13 protein-coding genes are annotated in these 12,872 nt (G+C 40.5%); 11 read left to right on the forward strand and 2 right to left on the reverse strand.

Translation table 11 applies throughout. The features are described 5' to 3' along the window. The first annotated feature begins 5 nt into the window (after positions 1-5). From HMPREF0766_RS18515 to HMPREF0766_RS18525, 3 genes are read left to right on the forward strand one after another with little or no spacing between them, the layout of a single operon-like run. The gene (locus HMPREF0766_RS18515) at positions 6-1,592 is read left to right on the forward strand and encodes a SusD/RagB family nutrient-binding outer membrane lipoprotein (RefSeq protein ID WP_003000673.1); all 1,587 of its coding nucleotides are present in this window, start codon (positions 6-8) and stop codon (positions 1,590-1,592) included. Between the two features lie 12 nt (positions 1,593-1,604). After that, positions 1,605-2,738, forward strand: a complete 1,134-nt coding sequence (locus HMPREF0766_RS18520; RefSeq protein WP_003000674.1) for a glycoside hydrolase family 18 — start codon at positions 1,605-1,607, stop codon at positions 2,736-2,738. 21 nt (positions 2,739-2,759) lie between these two features. Next, positions 2,760-3,893: a DUF1735 and LamG domain-containing protein gene (locus HMPREF0766_RS18525; RefSeq protein WP_236590587.1), complete on the forward strand. Its 1,134-nt coding sequence runs from the start codon at positions 2,760-2,762 to the stop codon at positions 3,891-3,893. A gap of 224 nt (positions 3,894-4,117) precedes the next feature. Here the strand turns inward: HMPREF0766_RS18525 and HMPREF0766_RS18530 are convergent, their stop codons facing one another. Next, complete coding sequence (locus tag HMPREF0766_RS18530) at positions 4,118-4,948, reverse strand: glycogen/starch synthase (RefSeq protein WP_003000679.1); 831 nt, start codon at positions 4,946-4,948, stop codon at positions 4,118-4,120. Between the two features lie 145 nt (positions 4,949-5,093). On the opposite strand from HMPREF0766_RS18530, the gene panC reads away from it, so the two are divergent. The 8 genes from panC (at position 5,094) to HMPREF0766_RS18570 (ending at position 11,730) form a co-directional block, all read left to right on the forward strand. After that, positions 5,094-5,936, forward strand: coding sequence for a pantoate--beta-alanine ligase (gene panC, locus HMPREF0766_RS18535; protein ID WP_003000682.1), 843 nt, complete (start codon positions 5,094-5,096; stop codon positions 5,934-5,936). Positions 5,937-5,993: 57 nt separating this feature from the next. Further along, on the forward strand, positions 5,994-6,344 hold the full coding sequence (gene panD, locus HMPREF0766_RS18540; RefSeq protein WP_003000684.1) for an aspartate 1-decarboxylase: 351 nt from the start codon (positions 5,994-5,996) through the stop codon (positions 6,342-6,344). Positions 6,345-6,498: 154 nt separating this feature from the next. Next, on the forward strand, positions 6,499-6,804 hold the full coding sequence (locus HMPREF0766_RS18545) for a hypothetical protein (protein WP_003000686.1): 306 nt from the start codon (positions 6,499-6,501) through the stop codon (positions 6,802-6,804). 129 nt (positions 6,805-6,933) lie between these two features. Continuing rightward, positions 6,934-9,267 (forward strand): TonB-dependent receptor, encoded by a 2,334-nt coding sequence (locus HMPREF0766_RS18550; RefSeq protein WP_003000687.1) that lies wholly within the window; start codon positions 6,934-6,936, stop codon positions 9,265-9,267. Between the two features lie 34 nt (positions 9,268-9,301). After that, complete coding sequence (locus HMPREF0766_RS18555; protein WP_003000689.1) at positions 9,302-9,769, forward strand: thioredoxin family protein; 468 nt, start codon at positions 9,302-9,304, stop codon at positions 9,767-9,769. A gap of 84 nt (positions 9,770-9,853) precedes the next feature. Continuing rightward, positions 9,854-10,459, forward strand: coding sequence for an FKBP-type peptidyl-prolyl cis-trans isomerase (locus tag HMPREF0766_RS18560; protein WP_003000691.1), 606 nt, complete (start codon positions 9,854-9,856; stop codon positions 10,457-10,459). Positions 10,460-10,495: 36 nt separating this feature from the next. Beyond that, positions 10,496-11,134: an FKBP-type peptidyl-prolyl cis-trans isomerase gene (locus HMPREF0766_RS18565; protein WP_003000693.1), complete on the forward strand. Its 639-nt coding sequence runs from the start codon at positions 10,496-10,498 to the stop codon at positions 11,132-11,134. 8 nt (positions 11,135-11,142) lie between these two features. Continuing rightward, positions 11,143-11,730: an FKBP-type peptidyl-prolyl cis-trans isomerase gene (locus HMPREF0766_RS18570; RefSeq protein WP_236590589.1), complete on the forward strand. Its 588-nt coding sequence runs from the start codon at positions 11,143-11,145 to the stop codon at positions 11,728-11,730. A gap of 58 nt (positions 11,731-11,788) precedes the next feature. Here the strand turns inward: HMPREF0766_RS18570 and gldB are convergent, their stop codons facing one another. After that, a complete protein-coding gene (gene gldB / locus HMPREF0766_RS18575; RefSeq protein WP_003000698.1) occupies positions 11,789-12,832 on the reverse strand; it encodes a gliding motility lipoprotein GldB in 1,044 nt (347 codons plus the stop codon). Between the last annotated feature and the right edge of the window lie 40 nt (positions 12,833-12,872).

The raw sequence follows: 12,872 nt of genomic DNA on the forward strand, positions 1-12,872 counted from the left end.
AAATTATGAAAAAACTAACATTTCAATATATATACAGTGTAGGTATAGTAGCAGTTATGATCTTTGCTTCCTCCTGTACCAAAAATTTTGAGAGTCTCAATACACATCCTACAAATCCGACGGAAAAAGATCTGACCAATTCGGAAAAACTGGGAACGTTATTTCCGTCCCTTATTGCCACCATGCACTACGCACAGGAAAATAAGAGTCAGCATATAGAACAGATGGTCGGAGGACAGTACGGAGGATACTTTGCTACGACAAATAACTGGCAGGGAACAAACTTTGGCACCTTTAATCCGGCACTGGATTGGGTAGAAGTCCCTTTCAAAGATATTATGGTCGATTTCAATTCCAACTTTATTAAGATCAAAAGAGTGACGGAAAGTAAGGGCTATATCTATGCCTGGGCAAGTATTATCCGGGTGGCAGCCATGTTGCGTGTAGCAGATATGTATGGTCCTATCCCTTATTCCAAAATCGGAGAATCCAACGATGACAATGTAGCTTTCGATGATGTAAAAACTATTTATCATCTGATGTTTGAGGAATTAAACAGCAGCATCAACACATTGAACAATTTTGTTCAGGAGACCAATAATTCGAAAGATAATCCTATGTCTACCTATGATGTTATCTACAAGGGTGATTTCTCAAAATGGATCAGATTTGCAAATTCCTTAAAAATGCGTATGGCTATGCGGATCTCTTCAGTGGATACAGATTATGCAAAAGGTATGTTCCTGCAGGCTATGCAGGCCGGAGCCATAGAAACAAATGCGGATAATGCCTGGATTCCGACAGACGACAATCCTTACTACAAAGCATCAGTGAATTGGGGTGATCTGGCCATCAATGCGGTATTATCTTCCTATATGAATGGCTTTGAAGATCCCCGCAGACCAAAATATATGACGGCAATATCCAATGGTCAGTATCGGGGGGTCAGAACGGGCATCCAGAATATCAATAAGACGACTTACAGCAATGCGTCTAACTTTTCAAAACCTGCATTTGCTGCAAATACACCAATATTAGTTTTTTGTGCATCTGAGATTGCTTTTCTGAAATCTGAAGCGGCACTCAAAGGATGGATCGCCGGCGGTGATGCGCAAGCCAAAAATTTCTATGAGAGCGGCATCCAGACTTCTATGAGCCAGCATGCTGTCGTAATAGGCACTTATCTGGCAGGCAAAACTGTTCCTCAGGCTTATACAAATCCTTTTCTGAGTGCATCTAACATTTCTGTTCCCAACCGTATCACTGTAAACTGGGATGATGTCACGGGTACACAGAATTCCAAACTGGAAAAAATTATTACGCAAAAGTGGCTGGCTAATTTCCCTTATGGTATGGAAGCCTGGGCAGATCACAGACGTACCGGATTTCCACAGTTTTTCCCGGCAGTAAACAACCTCAGCTCCAGCAGTTTTATAGGCAACGTTGTTAATACATCCGGTCGTCTGGCAAGACGCCTGCCCTATCCGCAGGCACAATACAGAAGCAACGGAGCAAATGTGACACAGGCCGTATCGCTGTTAGGTGGCGATGATGTGGCCTCTACAGATTTATGGTGGGCAAAGAAAAACTAAACTCTATTCTTTATGAACAACATTATGAAAAATATACATATTATACTGATAACCGCATTATATGTCCTGACCTTCCAATCCTGTAAAGAATGGACGGAGGTCGAGTCACTTAATAATAATTCTACTGATCTGAATGCGACTGTCAAGTCGGATGAATATTATGCCGCCCTCCGGGAATGGAAGAATACTCCCGGATTGCCGCAGACCTTTGTCTGGTTTGATAACTGGACAGGTGTGGCACCTACTGGTGAAAATAGTCTGAGAGGATTACCAGACTCCATTACAATCGCATCCAACTGGGGCGGGCATCCCAAGTTTGACCTGAGTCCGGAGCGAAAAGCAGACATGGAATATGTACAGAAAGTAAAAGGGACAAAAGTAGTTGTCACGCTGTTTTCTGCAAAAATAGGTGATGATATGCCTGCAGATGCAATTTACAATATTGGCAACAGCTCGGATGAAGCTGTTGTACGGCCTGCAATACGAAAATATGGTGAAGCTATCTATGATGCGGTAATAAGAGCGGGATATGATGGATTTGACTGGGATTATGAACCACAGGGCGGAGGTATAGGCGGAAGTTACCTATGGACAAACCGGGTACAGCGACGCATTTTCGTAGAAGAATTAGGGTATTGGTTTGGACCGGGATCTCAACGTACTGAACGCGATGGCAGAAAACCAGCTAAACCAGGACTGCTACTGATTATTGATGGAGAGGTAGGGATAAGAGGACGAATGGATAAAGACTGGGAATCCCAATATTTTGATTATTTCGTTCTGCAGGCATATGGATCCACTACTGTAGCGAATCAGACATCAAGAGTAAAAGGGGTAATTGATGATATGAGTGCACATATAGCTGCTGGAAGAATCACAGCAGATGAAGTAGTAAGAAGAACACTTCTTACTGAAAACTTTGAGTCCTACGCCAACACCGGAGGAGGTTTTCTGTCTATGTCTCAATTTATATATAAAGCTGACGGTCTTGATCAACAGATTGGTGGCTGTGGTTTATACCGTTCCGGATTTGATTATATGCCAAAAGGTAAGGGAGACTATGACGGATCTCCTGAATATTACTTCCTGAGACAAGGCATTACCAATCTGTACCGGATATTCAATGAGCGAAAAGCCCAAAAATAAATGTAACCTAAACAAATGAAAATGAAAACCTTGAAATATATCCTATTAAGTCTGAGCTGTCTGATTCTTTCCTGTAAAAATGCAGAATATCAGATTATAGATAACAGCATCTATATCAGCAGTGCCGCAAATAGTTCTGAAAAAGCAGAGACTATTACCATGAATAATGGTGCGGATATTAACATCCTTGTGCGTCTTGCGAAAAAAGTTTCTGAAGATGTAGAAGTGGAAGTAAAGCTTACCCCCTCTTTGTTAGATAATTATAATAAAGAGACCAGCTCTGAATATTTACCTGTGCCCAATTTCTCCTTACCTGCAAATGCAAAGGTGGTTATTCCTGCCGGAGAAATAAGTGCCATTTATACGATACGGGTAGAAGACTTTGAAACAAATGGTAACAGGTATGCATTGGGAGTGGAATTAGGAAATGTATTGAAAGGCAATATTGCGAATTCCAATTCACAATCCCGTTTTATATACCTGCTGGCAAAACCTTTACGGGTATCGGTACCCGAAATGTCTGGCTCAACTACTCAGGTAAATGCACTGCCGGCAGATAAATGGGGCATCAGCACAATTCAATGGAGCCTGGAATGCTGGACTAAAATGTCTGCCTACAGCATTAATAATCAGGCCATATTCAATACCGGAAGCAGTGATCATGAGATTTACATCCGATTCGGAGATGCCAACAGACCTTACAATTATCTGCAGATCAAAACACTGGGCGGACAGATTCAGACTGCATCTAATCTGGAAGCGAATAAATGGTACCATTGGGCATTTGTATATGACGGTAACACCTTGACTATATACCGCGACGGAGAGCTTGACGTCAAGTTTCAGCCACCTGCACCGAATGGCGGAAGCGTGAGATTTGATGCACTACAGATGATCGCCAGTGGCAGTACCTACTTCAGGGACAGATGTCAGATGGCTCAGGTCCGGTTATGGAAAAAAGCTATTACACAGAATCAGATCAAAAACAACATGTATTTTGCTATCAATGCCAAAAATCCGGACTTAATCGGCTATTGGCCTATGGATGAAGGAGCAGGAAACACATTTAAGGACATCACCGGTAACGGACATGATGCGGTGGCCGGAGCAGGAATACTAAGAAGCTGGATATCGAATGTAGATTTTAAGAATTAACAGATGCTGATTAACACGGCTTTGGATTCATGGGTGGTAATATATAGTATCAAATTGTGGAGAACCTACCTGTAGATTCATCCGCAGTTTGATAATCGGGGCGCTTTTAATAAAAGCGCCCTTTTATCTTCCGGAGATAAGTACATAAAAAAATCTCTGTCAGTTTGACTGACAGAGATTTATATTATACGTTTAAAAGTGATTAAACCGGTATTAATTCCGACTTAAACCGTTGTTTCCTCTTCTACAGGAGCAAACTGATCGAACAGATCATTGAAAGCTTCATAGTCTTCATCTCCGTTTGGTTCGAAGATCTGAATATCTCTGCTCTTTGCAAAATCAATAATCTCTTGCGAAACACCCTGATCAGCGATAACAGCTACATCTGTAAAAGCCAACGCACCTTTGTATACATCAACATAACTTCCGCTACCGTAATTTGCAGCATCTTCTGCTGTCATGCTTCCTTCAGGAGCTATTTCAGCATATTTTGCATGCAAAGAAGAACTTCCAAAGTCATCTTCATTGTATAAAGAATACATGACTTTAGCACCTTTAAATGCGGGATCATCTTTGTAAGTTGTTTTCAGGTACGCCGGTACCAGTGCAGAGAACCATCCATGGCAATGTACCACATCAGGAGACCATCCTAATTTTTTGACCGTTTCCAAAACCCCCTTACAGAAGAAGACAGAGCGTTCATTATTATCATCGAAAAATTCTCCGCTTTCATTTTTGAAAACCTTTTTACGCTGAAAATAATCTTCGTTGTCCAAAAAGTACACCTGCATTCGTGCTGCAGGTAAGGATGCCACCTTGATAATCAATGGATTGTCGTTATTATCCACCACAATATTCATTCCTGACAATCGAATCACTTCATGAAGACGATTTCTACGCTCATTGATATTACCAAAGCGAGGCATCAGGATTCTGATTTCAAAACCCTTTTCTTGCATTGCTTGAGGTAGTTGGCGTGTAATTTCAGAAATTTTACTTAATTCGAGGAAAGGCGACATCTCGTGGGTTACAAACAATATCTTCGTTTTAGCCATCTCCAGTTATTTAGTTATTTAATAGAACAGTAAAATCGGTCCACAAAGATACAGATAATTTATGACTTTCGCAATTCACTACAGATCATCGCTTTAGAATCACAAAATAATTCCCCATTTTTGCCCCTCAGAAAAGTTTTAAAAAGTGGAGATATTTAAAACCAAAAAAGAGCTGCAGGACTATCTGTCTGCAGCTCGTGAGGCTAAACAGAAAGTAGCACTTATACCAACGATGGGGGCATTGCATGAAGGACATATTTCCCTGATCGAATACGCCAAACCCATTGCCGATATACGGGTATGCAGCATCTTTGTCAATCCGACTCAGTTTAACGATCCGAAAGATCTGGAGAAATACCCCCGCCCTATTGAGCATGATATCCGGATGCTGGAATCTGCAAATTGCGATATCTTATTCATGCCTTCTACAGCAGAAATGTACGGTACAAATGAAGAATGGCATATTGACCTGGGCGACCTGGACAGCATATGGGAAGGAGAACACCGTCCCGGACACTTTCAGGGTGTGACACAGATTGTGTACAAGCTTTTTACATTAGTACAGCCTGACATTGCCTGCTTTGGTCAAAAGGATTTTCAGCAAGTAATGGTCATCAATAAAATGATAAAGGATAAGCATCTTCCCATACAGCTCGCTATCTGTCCTATTGTCAGAGATAAAGATGGTCTGGCACTGAGCTCCAGAAATGCACGCCTCTCCGAAGCAGGTAAGAAAACAGCTCTGGCACTCTCAAAAGCGTTGCGCCATGTGCGTAATCAATTCACGCAGACTTCTCCTGATCAGTTAAAGGAAGAAGCTATTGCCATTCTTGAGCAGACAGCAGGTGTAAAAGTGGAATATTTTGCTATATGTGAGACAACGACTCTGCATGAAGCACATACGATAGAAGCAGATAAAAAATACGTAGCTCTGGTAACGGCATGGGTAGAAGGAGTGAGACTTATTGATAATATGATTTTGAATTAATTGTCATAAAAATAACCCCGTAGCTGTTTTTTTTATTTAAAAATCTAACTTTGCATTATGATAATTGAGGTAATGAAATCCAAAATTCATCGTGTACGTGTGACTCAGGCCGAATTAAACTATGTCGGTAGTATCACGATCGATGAAGACTTAATGGATGCGGCAAATATTATTGCCAACGAAAAAGTACAGATCGTCAACAACAATAACGGAGCAAGACTTGAAACATACGTCATTCCTGGTCAAAGAGGTTCCGGAACAATTTGTCTGAATGGAGCAGCAGCACGATTGGTGCAGGTAGGAGATATCGTCATTATCATTTCATATGCTCAAATGGAAATGGAAGAAGCCCGGAAACATATCCCGACTCTGGTATTCCCGGATGATAACAATAAATTGATAAAATAATAATGTAACCCTCTCTGTTACATTAAAAAATTTTTATATTTTTGCAACGTTATTGCATTTGCAGTAACGTTTTTTTTGTTATAACTTTATAAACGTGCATTTTACCTGTTCATATCGTCGCATAATCGCCTCCTTACTTGCTGTATGGATGTGCATGATTATCATCAGCGGTGTGATTTTTATGCACAAAGAAGTCACCTCTACCGGTGAGATTGTGACACACATCCACCCTTACGACTTCACGAAAAATAAATCAAAACAAAAACACCACGAATCTGACGATGAAATCCAATTCTTAAATGTAGTCTATCAAGGTACATTTATCGATTCGGACATGATCGTATTTACCTCTGCGATTCTGTGCAGTCTGACGATCAGCGGGTATAAACCCCTCATCGTAAATGAAGTTTCTACCGCCACAGACCACAATTTTCTGCGGGGACCTCCATATCTGGCGTAATCTTTTACTTCTTATTCTAATTTATTTTTTTCCCGCAATAAAATGCCGGGAAAAGCTTTAGTGCAGGTATTTCCTTATTGCAAACATTCCACACTAACGCTATTACGCCATTTAACATTATTGATCTATATGTATTTACGTTACATTACTGCTTGTATATTATTATTAGCCTCTATTGATACCTATGCCCAAAAGGCGCTGAAAGGAGTTATTCAGGATACACAGGGTGCGCCTGTATCCCATGCGACCATTCAGGTAGACAAATCCAAACAAGCTACCGCATCTGACGACAACGGACAGTTTACACTACTGAATCCTCCGCCCCACGCGTTCACTCTTCAGATCCGGGCAGTAGGATATCAACCTCTCAAAAAGAATATTCTCCCTTCGTCTACCGATTCTGTGCTCATCCTGACCTTGCAGGAAGATCATCTGAACCTGAATGAAGTGGTAGTGAGTGCCTCCCGTTATGGAATGAACAGAAAGGAAGCGCCGGTGATTGTCAGCGTACTGAGCCCGAAACTCTTTAATGCTACACAGTCCGTAGCGATGTCTGAGACCCTGAACTATCAACCGGGGGTACGCGTGGAAAACAATTGTCAGAATTGCGGTTTTTCTCAGGTCAGACTCAATGGTATGGAAGGTGCTTATTCGCAGATTCTGATCAACAGTCGCGCGGTATTCAGTGCATTAAACAGTGTTTACGGACTGGATCAGATTCCTACCAGTATGATAGACCGCATTGAAGTGGTGAGAAGTGGCGGATCTGCATTATTCGGATCCAATGCGATTGCCGGAACGATCAATATCATCACTAAAGATCCTGTTGAAAATGACTGGCAGATTAAAAGTACAAACTCGCTTATTGATGGTAAAAAATGGGACAACACAGTTGATTTCAACACATCTTTTGTAGATAATGAGCTGATGTCGGGGGTAACTTTTTACGGAATGAACCGCAACAGACAGGCTTTTGATGCCAACGGAGACGGTTTTTCGGAAATGACCAAACTTAGAAACACGACATTTGGTGCCAAGGCTTTTCTGAAACCCTCTGAATTCAACAAAATAACATTGGATTTCAGCACGCTACATGAATTCAGACGAGGGGGTGATCAGCTTGACATTGCCCCTCATTTTACGGATATTACGGAACAGCTGCAGACAAATTCTTTTATTGGAGGTCTCACCTATGACCACTATTCAAAAGATTTCAAGCGTAAATGGTCTGCCTATTTTTCAGCCCAGAAAAGCAACCGGGATAGTTTCTATGGCGGACTAGGTGGCAACAGAACGGCAGCAGACAGCCTTGTTGCTGCCAATGCTTACGGAAAGACCACAGACCTTTCAATGGTCGGTGGTACACAATACGTGCATAATTTTGAACGGGATGTGTTCACTGTGGGGGCCGAGTATCAAAGCAATGAGACCAAGGATGATATCCCCGGCTACAACAGGCGTATTGATCAGAAAACACAGAATATAGGTTCTTATGTTCAGTACGAGTGGAAGCCCACTGACCGTTTCAAAACATTGGCCGGTGTCCGGTACGATTACAGTATTGTAGACGGAACGTATCAGCTGAAAAATATTGACCGGAAATCTGATGTAAGTTTTGGAACATTCAGCCCCAGACTTACTGTATTGTATGATGTGATGGACAATCTTCAATTCAGAGGAGGATATGCACGCGGATTCCGTGCTCCTCAGGCCTTTAATGAAGATATGCACGTAACCTCTATAGGCGGACAACAGGTATTTGTATTGCTTTCGGAAAATCTCAAAAATGAATACTCCAATGCTTATACTGCCTCCCTGAATTATTCCCCAAGCCTGGGTAATGTTCAGGCCAATGTATTGGTAGAGGGTTTTTATACAGATTTACAAAATCCTTTTACCAATGTACTTTCCAGCGAAACAGATGGTGTACTGATCGAAGAGATGATCAATGGTGAAGGAGCAAAAGTATATGGCAGTAATATTGAAATTAACGTGGCTCCCTCTCCGTTTCTGACCATCCAGACAGGTGGTACCATTCAACGATCACGCTACAAGAAATCGCAGCTTTTATTTCAGAATGACCAGTCTGAAATCTACATCACCGATTTTGTACGGGCTCCAAGAGTATACGGATACCTCAATAGTAATATTAAGGCTTCAAAAGCATTTGCTGTCGACCTGACCGGAGTATATACCGGAAAAATGGATATTCCGCATCTGATAGACGGAGAATATATGATCATGACTAAAAGTCCGGACTTTATGGAAATTAATCTCAGACTAGGTTATACCTTCTCATTGAAAAAAGATCTGAATCTGGAATTGAGCGGTGGTGTACAAAATATATTTAATGCTTATCAAAAAGATTTTGATCGCGGAGCATTACGGGATTCCGAATATATTTATGGCCCTTCCAGACCCCGCACCTTTACGATAGGTGTCAAAATAGGCCATTTTCATTAAACCTGTAAATTTCAAAACCATCCTTACAAAGGACATGAAAGCAGTACTCTTAAATATTTTATTCCTTTCTTGTTTGGTCAGCGCACAGGCGCAGGCCAGACAAGAAATTAACTGGCTTACTTTTGAGCAACTTTCCGATTCCTTAAATGCTCAGCCCAAAGAAACTTTGTTATTTTTCTACACGGACTGGTGCTCCTACTGCCATAAAATGATGAAAGAAGGATTTCAGAATCCTGACATTGTCCGTTACATTAATACACATTACTATGCTGTCAGATTTGATGCAGAAAGCATCAGCCCTGTAAATTTCGACGGCCAGGTGCTTAAAAATACTTCCAAACATAAAGTCTCCGGACATTTCCATGAAGTGGCTTTACTCTTCAATCCTCCCGGTAAAAAACTCATTTTTCCTCAGTTAATTCTGTTAAAAAATGATTTTTCGATCAAAAAAAACACAAACAAATACCTCAGCAGCAAAGAGTTATTAAAATATGTTAAATAATTTTAACATTTAATGTAGCAATAATTCGGTATCTTACGTCTAATTAATCGATAAGGCTTCGACTGACTTATTATACTTAAAAAAATGACTGCGAAAAGTTTAGGAAAATTACTGATCATGGGACTGGCTACAATAAGCCTGTTTGCGTCCTGTATCAAAGATGATGATGTCTTTAATGACTACGAACAATATCAAAAAGAATCCGTTGATATCCAGAATTATATAAGAACCAATTTCCCTACAGCTAAGAAAGATACAACCGGCATCTGGTTTGAATTGATTGAAGAAGGTGAAGGAGAAAATTTCCAGTATAAGACGGAAACTGTGTCGGACCCGAATACAGGCCAATCGGTCGTACGGGCACTTGCACCTACTGTTACTGTGAAGTTTACCGGCAAACTATTGACCGGATCTGTGGTACAAAACAACCAGACAGAGACAGGCATTGCCGTTTCTCTCGCACAACAGCCTGCATCATGGCAATTGGCATTTCTACCTTATGAAATAAGCGGAGTGACTACACAGATCAGAGGATTAACGCGCAACGGACTGAAAGCCGGAAGTATTATCCGGTTTGTAACCCCATCTTATTATGCCTATGGTAATATGACTGTAGGTCAGGTACCGGCTAATTCACCGCTGGACTACACAATAGAAGTTATAAAAATGGAATACAAAGACAGTAAATAACCAAACACATTAGTAAAATATATACACAACAACACAATGAAAAATGTATTTAGAATTATCGCTATCGGATTAGTGGGGACCTTTATTTTTGCATCTTGTAACAAGAGTGATGATACAGATTGGAACAGATTAATTGAAGAGCAGAGAATCAAAGATTCTATTGAAAATGCAAGAATTAAAGGAATAATTGCAAATCAGGCACCTCAGCTAAAATCATATGCTGAAACAAATTTCACAAATGCTAAATTAGATACAGCGACAGGAATATGGTATCAAGTCATTACAGAAGGCGAAGCAAGTTCTTATACGTATAGATTTAATTCTATGGGGAATGGAATTGTAGCGCCTGAAGTAACTGTTAAATTTAAAGAGAAATTAATCAATGGTACTGTAACAGATCAGACTGAAACGGATAAAACGACTACATATCTGTTATCTAACCGTCCATATGCATGGCATACGGCATTTTTACCAAAAACACTTTCCTACAACAATCAGGATGTAAAAATTGGTGGATTAACAGCTAATGGATTAAAGAAAAACTCTCAAATCCGCTTTATCTCCCCTTCACCATGGGTCTATGATACTAAAGAGGTAAAAGATAAAGATGGTAATGTAAAGATTGCCGCAAATTCTCCGATTGTATATGAGATCCAAGTTATAGATATCAAATAAGTCCCTCCATGAGAAGAATAGGACACGGTATACTATTAATGGTGATTTCCATTATCGGATTTACTTCCTGTATGGATGACGGTGATTTCTTTGACCCCAAAAAACGTTTTGAAGAGGAAAAACCCATTATCAAAGCGTATGTGACTGAAAAGTTTCCTGAAGCTGTATACGATAGCGTCACCGGAATCTGGTATAAGGTACTGGAAAGCGGAACTGCAGGAAGTTATACCTATAAAGTAAAAGACACCGCAAATTCAAAACTTATACAGGCTAATGTAAACGTAAAATATTCAGTACGCCTTACAAATGGCGTGGAGATCGATAAATCTCCAGCTGATACAGGTATGAATATGCTCGTCGGAGCGAATCTGAATACAGGCGCCAAGTCCGTTATCAATGCCTGGTTGTATGCTTTTTTCCCTAAGAAAATAGGAGAATATAACCTGAATGGTCTTACCGTAAACGGATTGCAAAAGGGGGCTAAAATTCGTCTTGTAACACCGTCCTTATGGGCTTACGGACATCAGTCTGTTGGAAAAGTCCCTGAAGATGCTCCGCTTGATTTTACAATAGAAGTGTTGGATATAAAAGATTAAGATCTTTTATCCGCTTTGAAATAAACAAGGAAGCCACATTAAAATGTGGCTTCCTTGTTTATTTATTCCCCTTGTACTTTGACTCATCCAGAATCAGCTGAGCATCTTTGATCGCAAACAGTTTTTTGAGGTCTGATTCGGGATGTTTGTCCATATATTTACGGACAATCTGCCATCCGATATAGCTTCCGAGTTTTGGTGCAGATTCATTGTTTTCACCGAGCTCCGGGGTAAACGGAGCTTCTGCAAAATACTTTTGGATACGCAGATAATCGGTATTATACAACAGATTTTCCTGTATAAACCAGGCCCAGATTTCCTTTTCATAAGCCTCTGCCCATTTCATCTGTTGTGCGCTATACCCGATTTTGAGGCTGTCTGCGACATCTGGCATTACCTGGTCCATTGCATACAGGATTTTACCCTGATAGATCATATGCTGAAGTGTATTTACATCTCCCTCTTGCTGGGGATACAGTTCCTCTCGAATAAAACTCTCTGTCACGCGCGGAACAATATTTTCAGGGGTAAATCTTTTCGAAATATACAAGGGAATAGTCGATACCAGAGCCGGATAGAATTCGGAGTTACTTCCCAGAAACATATCCAATCCAATTCCGATATAATCTTCTCCGATGGGGGTCTGTACCTCAAATCCGGAATAGAAAGAGATAAAGCGAGGGATATGTAATTCGGGAAAGAAGTATTTCATTCTTTTGAAAGCCTCTGTCAATCCTTCTTCCTGTTTTTTCAAATCCGGAAATACATTTGCAACGGAAGCGCTCAGTGCTTTAAAATCAGGTTGACGGGAAATCGTTCGCAAATTGCGCTGCACAGATAGAGAATCTGAAGGGTTACCTGCATGCAACATCAACTGAATATAATCTGCGTAAAACTGACCGTATTTTTTCTGCCATCCGGCATTTTGCCAGAGTACCCGGGTAGAATCCAATTGACTAAAATCCTGATCAAACCGTTCAATTTTAATATTTATGTCAATTTTGGACGTATCAATATCATTACCGGCCCGTTCTTTACAGGAAAGAAAAGTAAGTATGAAAAAAAAGAGATAGATTTGTGTAGAATGAGGGAATTTCAGCATTATTCTCTAATTTTTAGTTTTTTTCAAAATAAAGCATAAA

The organism is Sphingobacterium spiritivorum ATCC 33861, from assembly GCF_000143765.1.
Classification (GTDB): Bacteria; Bacteroidota; Bacteroidia; order Sphingobacteriales; family Sphingobacteriaceae; genus Sphingobacterium; species Sphingobacterium spiritivorum.